The 19,453-nt window shown below is 62.8% G+C and carries 20 protein-coding genes; 8 read left to right on the top strand and 12 right to left on the bottom strand.

Annotation, left to right across the window (positions count from 1 at the left end; translation table 11 throughout):
- Positions 1-81: 81 nt before the first annotated feature.
- From rfbD to rfbB, 4 genes are read right to left on the bottom strand one after another with little or no spacing between them, the layout of a single operon-like run.
- Positions 82-993: a dTDP-4-dehydrorhamnose reductase gene (gene rfbD / locus CH92_RS20600; protein WP_025243650.1), complete on the bottom strand. Its 912-nt coding sequence runs from the start codon at positions 991-993 to the stop codon at positions 82-84.
- Positions 990-1,535, bottom strand: a complete 546-nt coding sequence (gene rfbC, locus CH92_RS20595) for a dTDP-4-dehydrorhamnose 3,5-epimerase (protein WP_025243649.1) — start codon at positions 1,533-1,535, stop codon at positions 990-992. Before rfbC ends, rfbD begins: the two co-directional genes overlap by 4 nt.
- Positions 1,532-2,404 (bottom strand): glucose-1-phosphate thymidylyltransferase RfbA, encoded by an 873-nt coding sequence (rfbA, locus tag CH92_RS20590; protein WP_025243648.1) that lies wholly within the window; start codon positions 2,402-2,404, stop codon positions 1,532-1,534. Before rfbA ends, rfbC begins: the two co-directional genes overlap by 4 nt.
- Positions 2,401-3,471: a dTDP-glucose 4,6-dehydratase gene (rfbB, locus tag CH92_RS20585; RefSeq protein WP_025243647.1), complete on the bottom strand. Its 1,071-nt coding sequence runs from the start codon at positions 3,469-3,471 to the stop codon at positions 2,401-2,403. Before rfbB ends, rfbA begins: the two co-directional genes overlap by 4 nt.
- 313 nt (positions 3,472-3,784) lie before the next feature.
- Here rfbB and CH92_RS21510 point away from each other — a divergent pair, with 313 nt between their 5' ends.
- Positions 3,785-4,081 (top strand): hypothetical protein, encoded by a 297-nt coding sequence (locus tag CH92_RS21510; RefSeq protein WP_025243646.1) that lies wholly within the window; start codon positions 3,785-3,787, stop codon positions 4,079-4,081.
- Positions 4,082-4,158: 77 nt separating this feature from the next.
- On the opposite strand, the gene CH92_RS20575 is transcribed toward CH92_RS21510, so the two are convergent.
- Genes CH92_RS20575 through CH92_RS20560 form a run of 4 tightly spaced genes read right to left on the bottom strand, consistent with a single transcriptional unit; the run spans position 4,159 to position 7,600 of the window.
- Positions 4,159-4,782, bottom strand: coding sequence for an ABC-type transport auxiliary lipoprotein family protein (locus CH92_RS20575; protein WP_025243645.1), 624 nt, complete (start codon positions 4,780-4,782; stop codon positions 4,159-4,161).
- Positions 4,779-5,717, bottom strand: a complete 939-nt coding sequence (locus CH92_RS20570) for an MlaD family protein (RefSeq protein WP_025243644.1) — start codon at positions 5,715-5,717, stop codon at positions 4,779-4,781. Before CH92_RS20570 ends, CH92_RS20575 begins: the two co-directional genes overlap by 4 nt.
- Entirely contained in the window at positions 5,718-6,503 is a 786-nt protein-coding gene (locus CH92_RS20565) for an ABC transporter ATP-binding protein (protein WP_038623201.1), read from the bottom strand.
- Complete coding sequence (locus CH92_RS20560; protein WP_051517619.1) at positions 6,503-7,600, bottom strand: MlaE family ABC transporter permease; 1,098 nt, start codon at positions 7,598-7,600, stop codon at positions 6,503-6,505. The genes CH92_RS20565 and CH92_RS20560 overlap by 1 nt, the downstream gene beginning before the upstream one ends.
- 394 nt (positions 7,601-7,994) lie before the next feature.
- On the opposite strand from CH92_RS20560, the gene CH92_RS20555 reads away from it, so the two are divergent.
- Positions 7,995-8,402, top strand: coding sequence for a VanZ family protein (locus CH92_RS20555; protein WP_025243641.1), 408 nt, complete (start codon positions 7,995-7,997; stop codon positions 8,400-8,402).
- 7 nt (positions 8,403-8,409) lie between these two features.
- Here CH92_RS20555 and CH92_RS20550 read toward each other — a convergent pair whose 3' ends face one another.
- The gene (locus tag CH92_RS20550) at positions 8,410-9,087 is read right to left on the bottom strand and encodes a DUF2238 domain-containing protein (RefSeq protein ID WP_025243640.1); all 678 of its coding nucleotides are present in this window, start codon (positions 9,085-9,087) and stop codon (positions 8,410-8,412) included.
- A 162-nt stretch (positions 9,088-9,249) separates the two neighbouring features.
- On the opposite strand from CH92_RS20550, the gene coxB reads away from it, so the two are divergent.
- Genes coxB through CH92_RS20520 form a run of 6 tightly spaced genes read left to right on the top strand, consistent with a single transcriptional unit; the run spans position 9,250 to position 15,669 of the window.
- On the top strand, positions 9,250-10,266 hold the full coding sequence (gene coxB / locus CH92_RS20545) for a cytochrome c oxidase subunit II (RefSeq protein ID WP_025243639.1): 1,017 nt from the start codon (positions 9,250-9,252) through the stop codon (positions 10,264-10,266).
- Positions 10,263-12,791 carry a cytochrome c oxidase subunit I gene (gene ctaD, locus CH92_RS20540; protein ID WP_025243638.1) on the top strand — a complete coding sequence of 843 codons (2,529 nt, stop codon included), beginning with the start codon at positions 10,263-10,265 and terminating at the stop codon, positions 12,789-12,791. Before coxB ends, ctaD begins: the two co-directional genes overlap by 4 nt.
- On the top strand, positions 12,788-13,210 hold the full coding sequence (locus CH92_RS20535; RefSeq protein WP_025243637.1) for a hypothetical protein: 423 nt from the start codon (positions 12,788-12,790) through the stop codon (positions 13,208-13,210). Before ctaD ends, CH92_RS20535 begins: the two co-directional genes overlap by 4 nt.
- A complete protein-coding gene (locus CH92_RS20530; RefSeq protein WP_025243636.1) occupies positions 13,207-13,836 on the top strand; it encodes a cytochrome c oxidase assembly protein in 630 nt (209 codons plus the stop codon). Before CH92_RS20535 ends, CH92_RS20530 begins: the two co-directional genes overlap by 4 nt.
- Positions 13,817-15,061 carry a c-type cytochrome gene (locus CH92_RS20525; RefSeq protein WP_200869631.1) on the top strand — a complete coding sequence of 415 codons (1,245 nt, stop codon included), beginning with the start codon at positions 13,817-13,819 and terminating at the stop codon, positions 15,059-15,061. The genes CH92_RS20530 and CH92_RS20525 overlap by 20 nt, the downstream gene beginning before the upstream one ends.
- A gap of 2 nt (positions 15,062-15,063) precedes the next feature.
- The gene (locus CH92_RS20520) at positions 15,064-15,669 is read left to right on the top strand and encodes a DedA family protein (protein WP_025243634.1); all 606 of its coding nucleotides are present in this window, start codon (positions 15,064-15,066) and stop codon (positions 15,667-15,669) included.
- Between the two features lie 61 nt (positions 15,670-15,730).
- Here the strand turns inward: CH92_RS20520 and CH92_RS20515 are convergent, their stop codons facing one another.
- The 3 genes from CH92_RS20515 to CH92_RS20505 are packed head-to-tail and all read right to left on the bottom strand — an operon-like array spanning position 15,731 to position 19,307.
- On the bottom strand, positions 15,731-16,915 hold the full coding sequence (locus tag CH92_RS20515) for a polysaccharide pyruvyl transferase family protein (RefSeq protein WP_025243633.1): 1,185 nt from the start codon (positions 16,913-16,915) through the stop codon (positions 15,731-15,733).
- A gap of 8 nt (positions 16,916-16,923) precedes the next feature.
- Positions 16,924-17,982, bottom strand: coding sequence for a nitroreductase family protein (locus tag CH92_RS20510; RefSeq protein WP_025243632.1), 1,059 nt, complete (start codon positions 17,980-17,982; stop codon positions 16,924-16,926).
- Positions 17,979-19,307 carry a flippase gene (locus CH92_RS20505; RefSeq protein WP_025243631.1) on the bottom strand — a complete coding sequence of 443 codons (1,329 nt, stop codon included), beginning with the start codon at positions 19,305-19,307 and terminating at the stop codon, positions 17,979-17,981. Before CH92_RS20505 ends, CH92_RS20510 begins: the two co-directional genes overlap by 4 nt.
- Positions 19,308-19,453 lie beyond the last annotated feature (146 nt).

Here is a 19,453-nt window from a genome sequence, read left to right as displayed (position 1 = left end):
TCCGGGCGACATTATGCACGTTCAGCCCAACGCCGGCGCTCCGGCACTGGAGCGGTGCGACGGCGAGCCGGTCTGGAGGATTCAGACGCTTTGTATGGCCTGGACGTCGTGTTCCGCCAGCATTTCGTCGGTACTGCCAAGGCACTGGTGCAGCGCGGCTTCCCAATCCGGCAGCTCGATGCCCCAATCACGCTGCAGCCGTGCGCAGCTAAGGCGTGAATTGAGCGGGCGCTGAGCGGCGGTGGGGTAATCGGTAGACAAAATGGGGGTGATCTCGGCGCGCAATAGGCCCTGCCGCTCCAGATGCCGGGCGATGCTGCAGGCGAAGCCGTACCAGGATGTCTCGCCAGTGGCGGTCAGATGGTATAACCCGCTGGGCCCGCCGGTTCCGTTTCGCCACTTGCGAACCATTTCCGCGGTGACAGCGGCTATCGTGCCGGCCCAGGTCGGTGCGCCGATCTCATCGTCGACCACTGACAGCGAGTCGCGCTCCTGCAGCAGTCGCTGCATGGTCAGTAAAAAATTGCGGCCCTGCAACGAATAGACCCAACTGGTCCGCAGGATCAGATGCTCGCCGCCGACTGCCTGAATCGCCTGTTCGCCGGCCAGCTTGCTGGCCCCGTATACGCTCAAGGGGGCCGGCTGGTCCTCCTCGCAATAGGGCTCGGTCTTGCGCCCGTCGAAGACGTAATCGGTCGAGTAGTGAATCAGGGGCACACCCAGCGCCGCCGCTTCTTCGGCCAGCACACCAGGGCCGGTGGCATTTACCGCGAAGGCCTGGTCGCGATCGCCCTGCGCCGGGTCGACGGCGGTATAGGCGGCAGCGTTGATGATCAGGTCGGGGCGTAGCAGGCGAACCTGCTGACGAATCTGTGTCGGGTTGGCCAGGTCCAGCACCTTGTGACCCAGTGCGAGGACTTTTCCTTCACCGGCAAGTGCCAGTTGCAGCGCCTGGGACAATTGCCCCTTGCTACCGGTGATGAGGATCTTCATGCAAACAGCTCCGCCTCGCTGAGGATCTTGCCCGCTGCGTCCTTTTGCGAGAGCTGCGGTAATTCCTGGAACGGCCATTCAATGCCGATCTGCGGGTCGTTCCAGAGCAATGAGCGCTCATGGTCCGGCGCGTAGTAATCGGTGGTCTTGTAAAGGAACTCGGCGTTCTCGCTAAGAACCACGAAACCGTGTGCGAAGCCTTCCGGGATCCACAGTTGGCGTTGGTTATCGGCACTCAGGCGGGTGCCAACCCAGCGACCGAAACTTGGCGAGCTACGGCGCAGATCGACCGCTACGTCGAACACCTCGCCAGCGACGACCCGCACCAGTTTCCCCTGGGGCTGCTGGATCTGGTAGTGCAGCCCGCGCAGCACGCCGCGCTGTGACTTGGAGTGATTGTCCTGGACGAAGGTGCGCTTGAGTCCGGTCGCGGCTTCAAACGCCGCGGCGTTGAAGCTTTCGTAGAAAAAACCGCGTTCGTCACCGAATACCTTGGGTTCGATGATCAGCACATCGGGAATATCGGTTTCGATGATCTTCATGCGTCTTCACCGGCCAACTTGAACAGGTACTGGCCATAGCCGGTCTTGCCCAAGGCGTCGGCGCGGCGCAGCAGTTGCTCGCGGTCGATCCACTTGTGCTGGTAGGCGATCTCTTCCAGGCAGGCCACCTTCAGCCCTTGGCGGTGCTCGATGGTCTGCACGTACTGCGAGGCTTCCAGCAAGCTGTCATGGGTGCCGGTGTCGAGCCAGGCAAAGCCGCGACCGAAGCGCTCGACGTTCAGATCGCCACGCTTGAGATAGGCATTATTGACGTCGGTGATCTCCAGCTCGCCACGCGGCGAGGGTTTGATCGACCTGGCGATCTCGATCACGTCGTTGTCGTAGAAATACAGGCCGGTCACGGCGTAGCTGGACTTCGGTTTTTTCGGTTTTTCTTCGATCGAAAGGGCTTTGCCGTTCTCGTCGAAGTCGATCACGCCGAAGCGTTCCGGATCCGTGACCCAATAGCCGAAGACTGTGGCGCCTTTGGTCTGCGCCGAGGCGCGCTGCAGCTTCTCGGTGAAATGCTGACCATGGAAGATGTTGTCGCCGAGGATCAGGCACACCGAGTCATCACCGATGAACTCCTCGCCGATCAGAAAGGCTTGGGCCAGACCATCTGGCGACGGCTGTTCGGCGTAGCTGAAGTTCACCCCGAACTGGCTGCCGTCACCCAGCAGGTTTTTGTACTGCGGCAGGTCCTGCGGGGTGGAAATCAGCAGGATGTCGCGGATCCCGGCGAGCATCAGCACCGAGATCGGGTAATAGGCCATCGGCTTGTCGTAGATCGGCAGCAGCTGCTTGGATACGCCCAGGGTAATGGGATGCAGACGGGTGCCGGAGCCTCCGGCGAGAATGATTCCTTTCATGCGTTCTCCAGCGCGCCAAGGCGCTCACGTTGATAGCTGCCATCCTGGACGCGACGGCACCATTCGAGGTTGTTCAGGTACCACTGCACCGTCTTGCGCAGACCGGTTTCGAAGGTTTCCTGCGGGACCCAGCCGAGCTCGCGCTCGATCTTGCTGGCGTCGATGGCGTAGCGCAGGTCATGACCGGGGCGATCCTTGACGAAGGTGATGAGGTCCTCGAAACGCTCGAGCCCTTCGGGCTTCTGCGGCGCCAGCTCTTCGAGCAGGGCGCAGATGCCGCGTACCACGTCGATATTCTTCTGCTCGTTGTGACCGCCGATGTTGTAGGTCTCGCCCACCTTGCCTTCGCTGACCACCTTGAACAGGGCGCGCGCGTGATCTTCGACGAACAGCCAGTCGCGCACTTGCGTGCCGTTGCCATAGACCGGCAGCGGCTTGCCGTCCAGCGCATTGAGGATCACCAGCGGAATCAGCTTCTCGGGGAAGTGATACGGCCCGTAGTTGTTCGAGCAGTTGGTGATCAGCACCGGCAGACCGTAGGTGCGCTGCCAGGCACGGACCAGATGGTCCGACGAGGCCTTGCTGGCCGAATAGGGCGAGCTGGGTGCGTAGGGCGTGGTTTCGGTAAACAGGTCATCGACCCCGTGCAGGTCGCCATACACCTCGTCTGTAGAGATGTGGTGGAAGCGGAACGCTTCGCGGCGCGCTTCGGGCAGCGTCTGCCAATAGGCACGGGTCGCTTCGAGCAACTGGTAGGTGCCGACGATATTGGTCTGGATGAACTCGGCCGGGCCGTCGATCGAGCGATCGACGTGGGATTCGGCGGCCAGGTGCATGATGGCGTCCGGCTGGAATTCCAGGAGGGCTTCGCTTACCTGCTCGCGGTCGGCGATGTCTGCATGAAGAAATTGATAACGTTCATTGCTTTGCACGTCTGCCAGCGACTCGAGATTGCCGGCATAGGTCAGCTTGTCCAGGTTGAGCACGCTGTGCTCGGTGTCTTGAATAAGATGGCGGATCAGTGCTGAACCGATGAATCCGGCTCCGCCGGTTACGAGAATGCGCATGATTGATAGGCTTCCTTGGCGCGCTACAGAGCAGCAAGCTCTTGGCATGTCGGCAGGATAGACCTGCCGAAAATGTAAAAATTCCCAGCCGTGGCGTAGGAGATGGCAAGGCAGGTGAAAGTTTGAGGTAGCTTCGCTCGACAGACAATGAGATTGATCCGATGGATGCGATGGCACTTGCGGGACACGGCGCGGTAAGCGCCAAGACGGATTCGGTGCCAGTGCACAAAAATGGCGTGACGGCGAAAGGGAGCGTGGCGCGGCGGGTGCAATTGAGTACTATCGCGTCGACATTCATGACCGGTGCAAAGGAATGCATACCCGTAACGAACAGCTCGCCGAGCTGCTGAGTCTCACCGCGCGCAATCTTTCGCAGCTGTCCGAGGCGCTGACGGCCTTCTCCTTGGAGCTGATGGCCAGCGAGGATCCAGCTGTGCGCATCGCCAGCCGTCGAATGGTGTCCCGCGTCTCGACGATTCAAGCGGTTTTCGATCAGAAGTCCAATGCGCTCCTCACTGCGCTCTGCGGCCCGCTGGCGCCGCATGCGATCGCTTCTTCAGGGGCGGATGACGGCATTGAGAGCACCGGTGAGCAGCCCGCGGAGCGCTAGCCCTAGCCGCTCGCCGGACCGTCTGGTGTTTATCTGGACCACTCCGTTGCAGTTAACCGGTCATTTTTGCGCGCCAGTCAGGGCAGCTGGCGAGCATGGGACAGGGTCCAGTCGAGGACCTCGCGGCTGAGGGTGTCGCTGGCCTGTCCAAACGCTTCGACCACGCTTGCCACGTCGGGAGCGGCGCTGGGCTGGCGGATTTCGAACCGTCGGTTGGCCAGGGTGCGCTGGTCTTCGCGGTCCACCAAGCGCGCGTCGAGGCGAATCAGCACCTGCGGTTTGCCTTCGATGTATTCACTCTGAAAAGCGCGCAGGTCGCTGTGCAGGCTGATGTCGGCATAGAGATTGACGTTCTCGTTGCTCACCGAGGGCATCCGGCCGTCGCGCTGGAAGGCCTCGATCAGGCGATCACGAAGTAGCACAGGCGCCGCATCGCTCCAGCGCGCGCCTGCGTAGGCGCTGATCTGGTTGCCTTCGGGCACTACAGCGATGCGCGGACTGGCGAGGGCTCGGCTGGCCTGCGGGGTGTTGATGCGCAGCGCGTGTCGCAATGTCGGTTCGCTGGCTTGCGGCGGTGGTGTCGTGGCGGGCAGCAGGTAGATGCGCAGCGGTTCTGCGTCCGGCAGTATCGAACACGCCGACAGCGCGCTGAGCAACCCGAGCAGGAGCAGTCCGGGCAGGGAACGACGACGAAGACTCATGGGTTGAACTCCTGCAGTTTTTCTCGGCCAAGCAGGAACCCGCTCGGATTGTCTTCCAGGCGCTGAGTCACCCGGCGCAAGGCACCGAGGGTAACGCGCAGCTCGTTGATCGCCGGGCCCAGCTCATTGAAGCCCTGCATGCCGTTGTTCAGCGCGCCCTGGTTTTCTGCCAGCAGGGTGTCCAGGCGCGTCGTGGTGCGATCCAGCGCGCTCATCGACTGCGCCGCGCTGTCCAGCACGCTGCGGCCCTGATCGTCGAGCAGGCTGTTGGCGTTGCGCGCCAGGCTCGACAGCTCGCCCATGACGGTATTGGCCTGCTGGCTCAACTGGTTGAACTGCTGCAGTGTCTGCGCCAGATCGCCGCGCTGGTCCGACAGCACGCGGGTGGCCTGCTCCAGATGCGCCAGGGTGCGACTGAGGCGTGTGGTGTTTTCTTCGGAAAAGATCTGGTTGGCGCTGAGCAGCAGGTTATTGATGTTGCTCATCAAGTCTTCGCCATTTTCCAGCAGTGCGCTGAGCGGGGAGGGGTCGGCGACGATCAGCGGTGGGTCGTCGGGATCACCTTCCAGGCGTGGACTCTGCGGAGTGCCGCCGTGCAGCTGGATAACCATGCTGCCGGTGATATTGGCCAGCGCCAGGCGCGCCTGGGTGTCAGTCTTGATCGGCGTGCCGCCATAGACACGGATGCGCGCGCGGACCTTGCGCGGATCATCCGGCTCCAGCCACAGCTGGACGACGTCGCCGACCTTGATGCCGCTGTATTCCACCGAGCTGCCGCTAGACAGACCGCTGACCGCCTGGCTGAAGCCGATGTCGTAGTAGCTGTATTCGCGATCGATGCTCGATTTGCCCAGCCATAAAGCGAACAGCAGCGCGCCGCCGACCGCGATCACGGTGAACAGTCCGATCAGGACATGATGGGCTCGGGTTTCCATTCAGGGCGTCTCCAGCATCAGCGCGGCGCCATGCGCGGCGCGGCCACGCGGGCCATGAAAATATTCGCGAATCCAGGCGTCGTCAGCGGCGGCCACGGTCTCCAGGGTGTCGACCACCAGCACGCGCTTCTGTGCCAGCACCGCAACGCGGTCGCAGATGGTGTAGAGCGTGTCCAGGTCGTGGGTGACCAGGAATACGCTGAAGCCCAGGGCATCGCGCAGGGTCAGGATCAACTGATCGAAGGCCGCCGCACCGATCGGGTCGAGGCCAGCGGTAGGCTCGTCGAGAAACAGCACCTCCGGGTCCAGCGCCAGCGCCCTGGCGAGAGCTGCGCGCTTGACCATGCCGCCGGATAGTTCGTCCGGGTATTTGCAGGCGGCATCCGGCGGCAGTCCGGCCAATGCCAGCTTCTGCCGCGCCAGGTGTTCGGCATCGGCCCTTTTGAGGCCGATGTGTTCGATCAGCGGCAAGGCGACGTTTTCCTGCAGGTTGAGCGAGGTGAACAAGGCGCCACGCTGGAACAGCACGCCGAAGCGTCGTTCGATCTCCGAGCGGCGCTGGCCGGACAGCTTCAACAGAGTCTCGCCGAACACCTTGATGCTGCCGGCGTTGGGCTGGCGCAAGCCGACGATGCTGCGCAGCAATACCGACTTGCCGGTGCCGGAGCCGCCGACCACGCCGAGAATCTCACCACGGCGAATGTCCAGGTCGAGATTGACGTGCACCGCCTGGCTGCCGAAACGGTTAACCAGACCGCGCACCTGGATCACGGGCTCGTCACTCATCACCAGCCCATCTCCATGAAGAACAGCGCGGCGATTGCATCGATCAGGATCACCATGAAGATCGACTGCACCACGCTGGAAGTGGTGTGCTCGCCTACCGACTGCGCGCTGCCGCTGGCTTTAAAGCCTTCCAGGCAACCGATCACGGCAATCAGGAAGGCGAACACCGGCGCTTTGCCGAGGCCGACCAGGAAGTGGTTGAGCGGGATGTCGCGCTGCAGGATGTTGAAGAACATCGACGGCGAGATATCCAGCGCCAGGGCGCAGACGGTCAGCCCGCCGACAATACCGCTGAGCATGCCGATAAAGGTCAGGATCGGCAGTGTGATCAGCATCGCCAGCACGCGCGGCAGTACCAGCAGCTCGATCGGGCTCAAGCCAAGGGTGCGGATGGCATCGATTTCCTCGTTGGATTTCATCGCTCCGATCTGCGCGGCGAAGGCGCTGGCGGTGCGCCCGGCGAGCAGGATAGCGGCCAGCAGTACGCCGAATTCGCGCAGGAAGGAAAACGCCACCAGGTTGACCGTGTAAATAGTCGCGCCGAAATCGGCCAGCACCGTGGCGCCGAGAAACGCCACCACGGCGCCGACCAGAAAGGTCAGCAGTGCGACGATGGGGATCGCGTCCAGCCCGGTCTGCTCGATATGCGCCACCAGCGAGGTGATCCGCCACCGGCGTGGACTGAGGATGACGGTGAACAATGTCTGCAGGGTCAGGCCGATAAAGCCGAGCAGGGTGCGTTGCAGGTTCCAGATACTGGACACGCTGCGGCCCACGTGAGCCAGAACATCGGCAATCCCGTTGGTTTCAGGCTTCTGTTGCGCTGGCGGCCTATCCAGCGCGGCGGCGACGGTTTTCAGCAGCGCCTGACGTTCCGCGGGCAGTTCCGGCGCCCACTCGCTCAGGCGGGCCACCCGCGCCGGGCCGAGCAGCTCCGCCAGCAGCCCGGCACCAGCCGTATCCAATTCGCCAAGCGCATGCAGCTCGATCTGATCGGCGTCGGTCACCTGGCGTCGAGCCCGCTCGACCTGACGCCGGAGGGTGGCGTAATGCGGCAGCGTCCAGTCGCCCTCGATCGCCAGAATGACGGCCTGGATATCACCGTTCGGGCGTCGCTGGAGGTTGCCGGGTAGAGAAGTGGGGTGCGTCAACGTGGTGTCCCATCATGCAAGTGGCGATGAAGCTGCACGCCTGGTCGCCGGGGTATTGGCCAGCCTTCCATCATTCGGACCCTGTTCGCGCGGTTACGTTTAGGCGGTGGCCTGCGGCGGCAGCAATGGGTTGGTACCGCGCAATTTGTTACAGGCTGGCACGAACTATCGATGGATTTGGCCCTCCATAGCGTGCACGCCGACGGACATGCTCGGTACGCATCGCATCGAGGGGCTGCTATCTTACGCCGCCTCTGCTGATGTCATCACTAAGCCCGGCATCGGGCCCTGCCAACGTTCCCGTACTTTTTCACGATCCCAGAGAGGCTATCGGTTGCCCATGAATTGCTTGCGTCTCCTGCCGTTTTTCGCGGTTCTGGCGGTCATCGTCTTCAGCGGACTACGTCCGGAGCCCATCCCGCAAGTGTTCGATCAGCAGGACAAGCTGCATCACATGCTTGGCTTTGCGGCCTTGATGTTCTCGCTGCGCCTGGCTTTTTCGCAATGGAGTGTCATCTGGTCGATCGCGGCCAGCGTGGGCGTTTCCGCTCTGATCGAGATCGCTCAGAGCCTTTTGCCTAATCGCGAGGCGTCACTCGGCGACATGCTGGCCAATTCGCTCGGGGTCCTGCTTGGCTGGGGTTGTTCGCATCTGGCGTATCAGTGGTACCTGCGTCGGATCGGCGTGACCAGCGATCCCGAGGTACCTGATGCGGCAGAGCGCCTAGGCCATCCCGAACGCCTCTGAGCCGCTCTCACGACCGCGCGGCTGATCGGCCGGACGAGCCGCGGCGCAGGGCCTGGCGGGCTGCGCCGGACAGCATTGTGGTCAGAACCATGGCGACGATCGCACCGGCCGCTGCCAGGGCCATGTCTTTCTGCGGATCCCAGCGATCGTCCTGGGTGGCGAGAAACGTTCGTCCCTCCCCGGCGCTGAGTGCCTCTGCCCCGAACCACTCGATCAATTCATAGATCGCCGAGGTCGAGAGCACAATGTCCACTGGCAGGAGCAGACTCCAGAGGCCGGGGCGCAAGCCCAGGCGGATAAGCACCTCGCGGATCGGATAGGCCAACAGCAAGCCGTAGCTGAGGTGGGCAAGGCGGTCGAACTGGTTGCGCTCCCAGCCAAGTGCCTGGTTCAGGCTTTCTCCCGTCAGCGCTTGCCACCAGTCATCGTAGGGTACCTTCGCGTAGGTGTAGTGCGCGCCCAGTTGGTGGATGCACAGGTAAATAACGATCAACGTCGCCGCAGCGGGCGAGGGCAGGTAATGCCGGTGGCCGAGTAGCAGGGCGACGGCCAGCACGAGCACCAGCTGGTTTTCCAGCAGCCAGTCATGGCGGTCTACGGGGGAAATGGCCAGCGCTCCCCATATCGCCAGGAACAACAGCAATAACGTCAGCAAATAGCGCCGGTGACTGCGGTCGGCATCCATGTTTTCTCCTTGAACGTCATGTACCTGTCCGTTTGGACCAGCGCAACGACGAGAGAGTCCGTTAGCCCCCGTCAGGCCATCGATACGTGGGGGCGAATACTGCTATCCAACTTTTTGGCGTGCTTGTGTGTCACACGAACGTGATCTTCGACGAGCCGGACCATGTGGTTTCAGCTGAGCAATGACATTCTGCGAGCAAGCCAGTGGCAGCGCGGCTTCTGCTTGGTGCTGGCAGCATTGCTGGCGGCCTGCGATGGCCGGCAATCGGCGCTCGACCCCGCCGGCACCGGTGCCGAAAGCATCGCAACGCTGTTCTGGTGGATGTGCGGTGGAGCGCTGCTGATCTGGGCTGCGGTGATGGCCATCACGCTTTACGCGACTCAGGCGCACCCCGAAGAGCACGGAATTCGCAGCGCCCGTTGGCTGATCCTGGGCGGCGGCGTCATCTTTCCGGTGGTCGTGCTGACCGGCCTGCTGATCTACGGGCTGATGTTGATGCCACAGCTGAGCTCGTCCGAAGACGTTTCCATGCGGGTGGAAGTGTCGGGTGAGCAGTGGTGGTGGCGGGTGCGCTATCGGACTGACGAGGGCGAAGCGATAGATCTGGCCAACGAAATTCGCCTGCCGGTCGGCCAGCGTGTGGCCTTCAGTCTGACCAGCCCGGACGTGATCCACTCGTTCTGGATCCCCTCGCTGGGCGGTAAGGTCGACATGATTCCCGGGCGCACCAATCAGTTGGTGCTTGAACCGACCCGGACGGGCTCCTTCCGCGGCGCCTGCGCCGAGTATTGCGGCACCTCCCATGCGCTGATGGCCTTCCCGGTGGTGGTGATGGAGACAGCGGCATTCGACGAGTGGCTCGCCCAGCAGGCACAGCCGGCGCAAGAGCCGGAATCGGCGCTGCAGCGTCAGGGCCAGCATGCCTTTCTCAGCAACGGTTGCGGCGCCTGCCATCGGGTACGCGGCACCGAGGCGGACGGCACGGTTGGCCCCGACCTGACTCACGTCGGCAGCCGCTTGAGCCTGGCGGCCGGCATTCTGCCCGCCGATATCGACGCCTTCCAGCGCTGGATCGGCCATACCGGAGAGATCAAGCCCGACGTCAGGATGCCCACGTTCGGCATGTTGCCGAATGACCAGCTGACGGCCATGGCGCACTACCTGAAGGGCCTGGAATGAGCGAGCCGATTGAGTACCGCGACCCGCAGGAGAAGGCCCGAGCCGAAGCGCAAGCCGAACGCCTGGCCGCGGCCTGGAAGACGCCCACCGGCTGGCGCTACTGGTCGGCGGTGAACAACACCGAGGTGGGGCTCTGGTACACCGGCGTGTCGTTTCTGTTCTTCCTCTTCGCCGGCGTGCTGGCGATGCTGATTCGCGCTCAGCTGGCCGTGCCGAATAACGATCTGCTGTCGGCTGAAACCTATAACCAGGTGTTCACCCTGCACGGCTCGGTAATGATGTTTCTGTTCGGCGTGCCGATCTTCGAGGCGTTTTCCATCCTGATCCTGCCGCAGATGCTAGGCGCACGGGACTTGCCGTTTCCGCGGCTGTCGGCCTATGGGTTCTGGTGTTTCATCATTGGCGGTGTATTCGTCTGCGGCTCGATCTTCTTCAACGTCGCACCTCAGGGCGGCTGGTTCATGTACCCGCCGCTGACCACCACTTATCAGGACGGCCTCGGCGCGGACATCTGGCTGCTCGGGCTGTCATTCATCGAGGTGTCGTCGATCGCGGCGGCGGTGGAGCTGATCGTCGGCGTGCTGAAAACGAGACCGCCGGGCATGCGTATCAACCTGATCCCGCTCTATTCCTGGTACATCCTGGTGGTGGCGGGAATGATCCTGTTCGCCTTCCCGCCGCTGATCGCCGGCGACTTGCTGTTCGAGCTGGAACGCGCCTTCGGCTGGCCGTTCTTCGATGCCAGCCGCGGCGGCGATCCACTGCTGTGGCAGCACCTGTTCTGGATCTTTGGTCATCCCGAGGTGTACATCATCTTTCTGCCCGCCGTGGCGCTGGTGGCGACCATCGTGCCCACCGCCGCTCAGCGGCCCATCGTCGGCTACACCTTTATCGTGCTGGCCGCGGTGGGTACCGGATTCATCAGCTTCGGGCTGTGGGTGCACCACATGTTCACCACCGGCATGCCGGGCATTTCGCTGGCGTTTTTCTCGGCGGCATCCGAGGCGGTGGCAATTCCGACCGGGGTTCAGATCTTCTGCTTCCTGGCCACGGCGCTGGCCGGGCGCTTCCTCAAATCGGTGCCGATGCTGTTTGTTGCTGGCGCGCTGGCGATTTTCGTCCTCGGCGGCCTGACCGGCGTGATGGTGGCGCTGGCGCCGTTCGACTTCCAGGCCCACGACACCTATTTCATCGTCGCTCACCTGCACTACGTGCTGATCGGCGGCATGCTGTTCCCGGTCATCGCCGGGCTCTATTACTTCTTCCCGCTGGCCATGAGCAAGACGCTGTCCGATCGCCTCGGGCGGATCGCCTTCTGGCTGATGTTCATCGGCTTCAACATTGCCTTCCTGCCGATGCACTTCACCGGCTTGCTGGGTATGCCGCGGCGCGTCTACACCTATGCGCCGGACATGGGCTTCGATGTGCTCAACATGGTGTCAACCGTGGGGGCCTTCATCCTCGCTGGCGGCGTCGCGGTGCTGGTCTGGGACGTGTTGCGGCCCAAGGGCAAACAGTCCTATAGCAAGCGCAATCCGTGGAACGCCGGGACGCTCGAGTGGCTGGCCGAGATGCCCGGTATGCCTTGGGGGTCCCGTTCGATCCCAATCATCAAGAGCCGCTACCCGCTTTGGGATCAGCCCAACCTCATGCGCGACGTCGATGCGGGGCGCTTCTACCTGCCCGATGCGGAGGAGGGCAAACGCGAGACGCTGATCAGCAGCATCATCGATGCCGAGCCGATCCAGTGCCTGCGCGTGCCAGGCCCGACCTTTCTCAGCTTGTGGGCGGCGATCTTCACCGGCGGGCTGTTCATCTTCGCCACATACAGCTGGTATGTCGCGGCGCTCATCAGCGGTGGCCTCGCCCTGATTACCATTTTGATCTGGCTGTGGACCGGCACCGCAATGATTCCGGAGAAGCCGCAGAAGGACATCGGTCTGAATGTAACGGTGCCGCTCTACGCGTCGGGCGCGAAATCGGTGGGCTGGTGGGCGACCTTCATTACCATGATCGGCGACATGAGCGCGTTCGGCAGCCTGGTGTTCGGCTATTTCTTCTTCTGGACCGTGCATGACGATTTCCCTCCCGCCGATGCCTCCGGGCCCGGCGTGTTCTGGCCAGTGCTGGCCCTGGGATTGATTGGGGCATCCTGGGCGCTGACGCTGCTGGCGCGGCGCTGCAATGTCCGGGACCAGGCGGTGGGTTTCTACGGCTCGCTGGGGCTGGCGACAATCTGCACCCTGGCGGGGGGTTATTCGATGTGGGCCGGCCCGCATTTCAGCGGGCTCGACCCGACCAGCAACGTGTATCCCGCGACGGTCTGGGTGCTGGTGCTCTGGTGCCTGCTGCACCTGGCCATCGGCCTGATCATGCAGCTTTACTGCCTCGCGCGCCGCGCCGCCGGCAGAATGACCGCGGTGTACGACATCGATATCCGCAACGTCGCGCTGTTCTGGCATTTCATGCTCATCACTGTTGGCGCGACGGTCGCGGTCATCGCCGGCTTCCCGGAGGTGTCATGAGTGAAAACCTGAGCGAACAGCGGCCCATTGATCAGCAGGCGCCTGAGGCACCGCCGGAAGAACGCGAGTCGCTTTGGCTGCTGACCTTCAGCCCGACCATCTGGGCTGTGCATTTCGTGCTGTCCTACACGGCCACGGCGGTATGGTGCGCGAAGGTGGCGGGCCGCAGCGGCGAGCTGGGCGACATTCGCCTCGCCATCGGCGTACTGACGTTGATTGCGCTGGTCGGCATCGCACTGACCGGCTGGCGCGGCTGGCGCCATCACTCGTTCGGCAATGCAACGGCACCGCATGACTTCGACACGCCGGGCGACCGTCATCGCTTCCTTGGCTTTTCGACGCTGCTGCTCAGCGGCCTGAGCTTCGTTGCGACGATTTTCGTCGCGCTGTGCGTGGTCTTCATCGGGAGCTGCAGATGATCTGGCGCCCCCTGTCGCTGATGCTGGCGCTGGTCACGCTGGCGGTGGTCTGGCTCGGTCCGCTGCCCGCCATGGCCGATCAGCTGTTCGTCGGTCATATGCTGATGCACGTGATGGTGGTGGCGGTGGCGGCGCCATTGATGGCGATCGGACTGGCTGGCGGCCGGCTGGACCTTTCCAGCCGGATGCCTTTTCTTTTCTCACCGATTCTGGCCTCGGTGATCGAGCTGTTCGTAGTGTGGGCCTGGCACATGCCGGCGTTGCATCATGCGGCGCGAACCTCCACGGACGCGCAAATGCTGGAGCAGGGCAGCTACCTGTTCGTCGGGTTGCTGGTGTGGCTCGCGGCATTCGGCGGGGTCAGGCATCGACGTGCCCTGGCCGGAATCGCCGGGCTGCTGCTGACTTCCATGCACATGACACTGCTCGGCGTGCTGCTGGCGATGTCCAGCCGACCACTGTTCGAACACACTGGCTCGGCGCTGTCGGGCCTGAGCCCGCTGGAGGACCAACAACTGGGCGGCGTGATCATGCTGGTGTTCGGCGGCACCAGCTACCTGATCGGCGGGTTGTGTCTGCTCGGTGGACTGTTACAGGACAAGCGCGATGTCGTCTCGCTCAGCTAGGTCGTTGTTCTGCCGCGTGGCGATGCCGGTGCGTCGCGGGTTGCGCTGGCTGACCGGTGGCTCCTGGCGACGTGTGGTGGCGGGCATCGCGCTGCTGTCGGTGCTCGCCGGGGCGGGCGGCTTTCTGCTCGCCTCGCTGGGGCTGGTCGCGATCAGCGCCAGCTCCGGGCATTGGAAGGCGACCGGCTGGATACTGCACTACGTAATGCGCCGCGCGGTCAGCACCCAATCGATGGGCATCGAGGTGCCGCCGCTCGACGATCCGGCATGGGTGCTCAAAGGCGCCGGGCATTATCACACCGGTTGCCTCGCCTGTCATGGCGGGCCCGGAAAGAAGCGCTCGCTGATCGTGCAGCAGATGACACCCGAACCGCCATTCCTGCCGCCGCGCATAGCGCACTGGGAGCCCCAGGAGCTGTTCCTTATCGTCAAGCATGGCGTCAAATTCACCGCCATGCCCGCCTGGCCGGCGCCGCAGCGCGACGATGAAGTCTGGGCAGTGGTGGCCTTCCTGCAAGCGCTGCCGGGGATGTCCGAGCAGCGCTATCGCGAGCTTGCGCTAGGGGATCGCACTGAGGACAGCCGCGGGTCACGGACCGCCGAAGGTGCCGGGACTCAGGACGATGCGCTGGGCCCGGTGCTGGCCGACTGCAGCCGCTGCCATGGCATTGATGGAAACGGGCGTGGCGGGGCCGTGCCACGGCTGACCGGGCAGAGCCAGGCCTATTTGCTCGGCGCCTTGCAGGCCTACGCCGGAGGCCAGCGCTACAGCGGCATCATGCAGCCGATCGCCGCCGGACTTGAGCCGTCTGTGTTGAAGGCGCTGGCCAGGCATTACGCTGAGCTGCCGGTGTCTACCCGAGCGGATGAACCCCAAGCCTCGGCTGAAGCGCTCGAGCGCGGCCGGGCACTGGCCGAACGCGGCGTGCCGGAACGGGGTGTGCCGTCTTGTGTGCATTGCCACGGACCGAAGCGCTCGCCGCGCAACCCGATGTACCCTGGTATTGCAGGACAGTACAGCGGCTACCTGAAGCAGCAGCTGGAATTGTTCACCGCCGGCCAGCGCGGTGGCAGTGAATACGCCAACGTCATGCATAGCGCCGCGCAGCGCCTCACGCCGGAGCAGATGCAAGCGGTGGCGGATTATTACGCTTCGCTGCCGTCAGACGCGTCGCCTCCCCTGGCGGAAGAGGCGCTCAATCCATCCCAGTCACGACAGAGGTAGCGATGTTCGACAAGATCGTCGAAGTGGTTTCGGCATTTGGCTATCTCGGCGTGTTCGCGCTGATGTTGCTGGAAAACATCTTTCCACCTATCCCCTCGGAGCTGATCATGCCGCTGGCCGGCTTCGTCGCGGCGCGTGGCGAGCTGAACTTCGTCGGCGTCATTGCCGTAGGCACGGCCGGCTCGGTGGTGGGTGCGCTGCCCTGGTATTACGCCGGCGCCAAGCTTGGCCAGACGCGCATGAAGCGTCTGGCCAAACGCTGGGGACACTGGCTGACGCTGTCGACGAAAGACATCGACGCGGCGAGTCGCTGGTTCGACCGGCATGGAAAGGCGGCGGTGTTTTTCGGCCGTCTGATGCCGGCGGTGCGAACGCTGATCTCGGTGCCGGCCGGTATCGTCGGTATGCCGATGACCCTGTTTCTGATCTATTCGAGCCTGGGTTCGCTGATCTGGACGGCCCTGCTGGCGCTGGCGGGTTTTGCGCTCGAATCGCAATACGAGAAGGTCGCGGAGTACCTCGACCCGATCTCAACCGGCGTGGTGGTTCTGTTCGTCCTTTACTACCTGTACCGGCTGCTCCGCCAGCGTTTTGCCCGGCCTGACTGAGCAGGTGGGCTGAAGCCCACGCTGCCCTTTCAATGCCTCAACAGGTCGCTGCCGTCGAGGCTCAGACCGCGCCTACCGCCGCGTGGCGATCGTGGCGGATGCGCTCGCATTGATCGATCACCGCGAAGACCTGCTGCCACATCTGCTCGGACTGTTGCTTGAGCTGATCGGTGCGCGCCTGGATCAGCGTCTTGATCCGCTCGCTCTCGTCGATCACCAGATCGATCTTGCGCTTGATCTCGGCCTCGTCGGTGGTGACCTGCACCAGCCCTTCGGGAAATCCGTAGTCTTCGAAGAGCATCTGGTACTTGTGGCTCCAACCCGTCGCCAGCGCCGGCACGCCCTGAGACAACGCACTGACCAGGCCATGAAAACGACTGCCCAGGGTGCCGCTACAGGCCCCGAGGATGCCCTTGATCTCCAGCGCGCCGCTTTCCTTGACGATCGGGATGCCGCCGACGGCTGCCGACAACTCATCAGCCAGCCGTTGGTCATCCTTGCCTTCATGCACCAAGACAAAGGGCTTGGCGTTCTTTTCCAGCAAGTAACGCGTGCAGCTGATCAGAAACGGCAGGTAGGCATCGCGGGTCTGCTGGTCGGTTTTATCGAGCATCCTGCAGTTGGGCACGATGCAGAACCGGTTCTGCTCGGTATCGAAACCCGACGGAAGCACGCCGGTAATCAGATTGGTGAAGTCCGGCGACTGCTTGATCTTGCTCTGCTCGCCGACCAGGCCAGTCAGGTGCTCGTAGGAGACGCGTTCGCGCGGGAAGATCAAGTCGACGTTGTTAACCACGGTCTTCATCGCCGCCTGGTTCTTCTCCGACTTGAACGGCCCAAGCGCCTGGGGCATGAGGATTACGCGGGTGCCGTTCTTCTTCCAGCGCTTGGCCGACTGCGCGAGCTCGGCGCAGGGGCTCTCGCCCCATTGATCGCTGTAGGCGAAGCCGGCCGCGTCGATGACCACATCAACCTCTTTATCCAGCACCACGCCGTACATTTCGCGGAGCTGGCGCGGCGCGAAATTGGCCAAAGTGCCCCATTGAATCCCATAGCGCCACAGCCAGGCCTTGGGATAAAAACCCAGCTGGACCAGCTTGCGGAACGGCTGCTCGGCTTTCTTCGGAGTGGGTGCCATGACGAAGGTAGCGTCTGGATACCGGGCCTTCAGCTTCTGCAGCGCCGCGTGCAACATCAGCTCAGCGCCTTTATTGACGAAGCCTGCCTTTCTGATCTCGATAATCATCGCTTACCTCAGTTGTATACGATCAAGTCTTTCTCGGTCTTCTTGTCCGAATAAGGAATCCCTCCCGTTGGATCGGCGTAACCCACGGCGAGCAGCATCACGGTGCGCTCGTGGTAGGCCAGGCCCAGAATCTTTGCCAGTTGGCGCTCGCGTTCTTCGACGTCCGGCCAGTTGATCGAGCAGCTGGACAGGCCCAGGCTCTCCAGGGCCAGCATCAGTTGCATCGCTGCCAGCGAACCGTCGATATAGACCACGTGGCGGTCGCGCGCTTCGGGGTAGCAGCCCAGATCGCCGACCACGGCGATTACGCACGGCAGGTTGTCGTGGAAGCCCGCAGTGCCGCCGGCGCACTTGGCGACCTCGGCGGCCTTTTCCTTGCCGTTGCTGACATAGAAACGGAACGGCTGGCGATTGCAGGCCGAAGGCGCCAGCGCCGCGGCACGGACCGCCTGCTCCAGCAGCGCGTTGCTGACGGGCTTGTCCTGATACCAGCGCACCGAGCGGCGCCGGCGGAACAGCACCATCAGCTCGTCATAGCTGACCGGGCAGTCCGGCAGTTGGCTGTGCGGGTAGGGCACGCAGCGGCTCGCGTCGTCGCCACCCTCAGTGCTGGAAAAGGCCTGCCTGGCCGAATCGATGCGCGAGGTGCTGCCGACGGCGGAGAAATAGTCGGTAAGGACATCGTTGGCCCACCGTTGCTGGCCGCTGTTCACTCCGGCCTGGGTTGCATCGGCGTAGCAAGCGACTGTCGGGCCTATGTAATCCTCAGCAAAGGTGGCACGACGCGGCCGCATGATCAGCCCTTTCTCCAAGCGATGGACGTTACGCCGCAAGAAAGCGTCGTTCTCGCCCTTACCGCGCATCAGCCGGGCGAACTTGAGACGGCCGAGCAGTACGGCACGGTGCTCCCGGTCGAACTCGCGGCTGATCAGGCAGTAATAGAGTGAGGACAAAAAGCCGTTGGAGGAAAACAGGCGGACCAGGGCCAGATTGGTATTGTCCCGGGTCGCCTTGATCGCATGCTTGACTGGCTCGGGCAAGGCTCTGGCGAGAGACATGAGGCTCATCGGACTGCTCCTACGGCATTGAATACATAACGAACTGGACTGAACATCGACTTGGTCATCATGAAGAACACCGGGCGGGTCTTCTTGTGCACCATCAGCGCAGCGTACGAAGCGACTGCGTAAGAAATGAGGGTCGCCATGGCTGCGCCTTCGCCGCCGTACTGCGGGATTAACACCAGGTTAAGACCGATGTTGGCCAGCGCGCCGAGGCCTTGGGTAATCAGGGAAAACATCAGCGCGCCCTCGATCAGGATCCAGCGACTGAACGCCGCACGCATGAAGATGAACACACCCGCCCAGATATGGATGGTGAGAATCGATGCGGAGTTCTGGTACTCAGCGCCGAACAGCAGCTCAATCAGCGGCCCGGCGACAAGTGACACCAGCACCGCAACGACTATGGCGAGGACGAATAGCACGTCGAGCAGCTGTTGGAACCGCCGGTTGAATAGCGCCGAATCGGCCTCATGCAACTTGATCAGCTTGGGAAAGAAGGAGGCGACGATGGCGGTCGGCAGGAAATACCACGCCTCGGACAGTTGCGCGGCGACGGCATAGACGCCCACTTCCTCGGCGCCGACCATCCACTTGAGCATGACTTGGTCGATCTTCATGTAGATCACGGCGAAGATCGAGCCGAGGTAGATGATCCACCCCTGGCTGAGCAGCTCCCTGGCCTTGGCGAAGCTGGCTTTCCAGCTCATCAGCGAGACAGTCGTGGTGCCCTTGTAGAGCAGTGCCAGGATCACCGCAGCCATCACGAACTGGGCGGTATGGGCGAAAGCAAAGGCCACGACTCCGGCACCGCTGAACACCAGCAACAGCTTGATGGCGGCCGACAGCAGAATCGCGCTGGACTTCGCGATGGCCGGATACTTGGCCTGTACCTGTGACTGGAACCAGTACTCCACCACATCGAATGTCTGGAAGAAGATGGCCGAGGCAACGACCAGCAGCATCCAGAATTCCGTGCCGCCAACTTCCTCGAACAACACCGCGTAAAGAAGGATGAGAGCGAACCCGAGCGCCATGCCGGTCAGTTTCAGCATGAACGTGGTGCCCAGGGTTTCCGGAACCTTATCTGGCTGCTTCACTACCTCCCGCACCACCAGCCCAGCCAGGCCCATATGGCCGGCAGAAGCAAAGATGGCGGTCATGGAAATGGCATAGGCGAGAATCCCGAACTGTTCCGGCCCCAGATAGCGGGCCAGCAGGATCGCCATGAGGAAGCCCACGCCGATGTTCAGCAGCCGCTCCGCCATCATCCACGACGCGTTGAACAGATAGAGCTTGAGTTTGTTGAAAAGAGTCGTGATCGCGGTCATCGAGTGGCCTGGCTCCTCAAGGCTGGCTCCGTGGCGGCAAGCATTGCCTTTCAGTTGCGCTGGAGTGTGGCGACGGACAGCTGACCGCGATTTGCCCGTCATGTTCCGGCCGCTGACAAATGCTTGAGATATAACGGTCGATCGCG

Origin of the sequence: Stutzerimonas stutzeri (assembly GCF_000590475.1) — a bacterium.
Classification (GTDB): Bacteria; Pseudomonadota; Gammaproteobacteria; order Pseudomonadales; family Pseudomonadaceae; genus Stutzerimonas; species Stutzerimonas stutzeri_D.
Note: the sequence above shows the minus strand (reverse complement) of the source record. Positions and strands in the feature narration are given on the sequence as shown.

What these genes read in the sequence shown, in the direction of transcription:
- rfbD (WP_025243650.1), bottom strand. Translation starts at nt 993, where the DNA reads ATGAAGATCCTCATCACCGGTAGCAAGGGGCAATTGTCCCAGGCGCTG.
- rfbC (WP_025243649.1), bottom strand. Translation starts at nt 1,535, where the DNA reads ATGAAGATCATCGAAACCGATATTCCCGATGTGCTGATCATCGAACCC.
- rfbA (WP_025243648.1), bottom strand. Translation starts at nt 2,404, where the DNA reads ATGAAAGGAATCATTCTCGCCGGAGGCTCCGGCACCCGTCTGCATCCC.
- CH92_RS20555 (WP_025243641.1), top strand. Translation starts at nt 7,995, where the DNA reads ATGAATTGCTTGCGTCTCCTGCCGTTTTTCGCGGTTCTGGCGGTCATC.
- CH92_RS20570 (WP_025243644.1), bottom strand. Translation starts at nt 5,717, where the DNA reads ATGGAAACCCGAGCCCATCATGTCCTGATCGGACTGTTCACCGTGATC.
- CH92_RS20565 (WP_038623201.1), bottom strand. Translation starts at nt 6,503, where the DNA reads ATGAGTGACGAGCCCGTGATCCAGGTGCGCGGTCTGGTTAACCGTTTC.
- CH92_RS21510 (WP_025243646.1), top strand. Translation starts at nt 3,785, where the DNA reads ATGCATACCCGTAACGAACAGCTCGCCGAGCTGCTGAGTCTCACCGCG.
- CH92_RS20510 (WP_025243632.1), bottom strand. Translation starts at nt 17,982, where the DNA reads ATGAGCCTCATGTCTCTCGCCAGAGCCTTGCCCGAGCCAGTCAAGCAT.
- CH92_RS20535 (WP_025243637.1), top strand. Translation starts at nt 12,788, where the DNA reads ATGAGTGAAAACCTGAGCGAACAGCGGCCCATTGATCAGCAGGCGCCT.
- CH92_RS20575 (WP_025243645.1), bottom strand. Translation starts at nt 4,782, where the DNA reads ATGAGTCTTCGTCGTCGTTCCCTGCCCGGACTGCTCCTGCTCGGGTTG.
- rfbB (WP_025243647.1), bottom strand. Translation starts at nt 3,471, where the DNA reads ATGCGCATTCTCGTAACCGGCGGAGCCGGATTCATCGGTTCAGCACTG.
- CH92_RS20550 (WP_025243640.1), bottom strand. Translation starts at nt 9,087, where the DNA reads ATGGATGCCGACCGCAGTCACCGGCGCTATTTGCTGACGTTATTGCTG.
- coxB (WP_025243639.1), top strand. Translation starts at nt 9,250, where the DNA reads ATGTGGTTTCAGCTGAGCAATGACATTCTGCGAGCAAGCCAGTGGCAG.
- ctaD (WP_025243638.1), top strand. Translation starts at nt 10,263, where the DNA reads ATGAGCGAGCCGATTGAGTACCGCGACCCGCAGGAGAAGGCCCGAGCC.
- CH92_RS20520 (WP_025243634.1), top strand. Translation starts at nt 15,064, where the DNA reads ATGTTCGACAAGATCGTCGAAGTGGTTTCGGCATTTGGCTATCTCGGC.
- CH92_RS20515 (WP_025243633.1), bottom strand. Translation starts at nt 16,915, where the DNA reads ATGATTATCGAGATCAGAAAGGCAGGCTTCGTCAATAAAGGCGCTGAG.
- CH92_RS20505 (WP_025243631.1), bottom strand. Translation starts at nt 19,307, where the DNA reads ATGACCGCGATCACGACTCTTTTCAACAAACTCAAGCTCTATCTGTTC.
- CH92_RS20530 (WP_025243636.1), top strand. Translation starts at nt 13,207, where the DNA reads ATGATCTGGCGCCCCCTGTCGCTGATGCTGGCGCTGGTCACGCTGGCG.
- CH92_RS20525 (WP_200869631.1), top strand. Translation starts at nt 13,817, where the DNA reads ATGTCGTCTCGCTCAGCTAGGTCGTTGTTCTGCCGCGTGGCGATGCCG.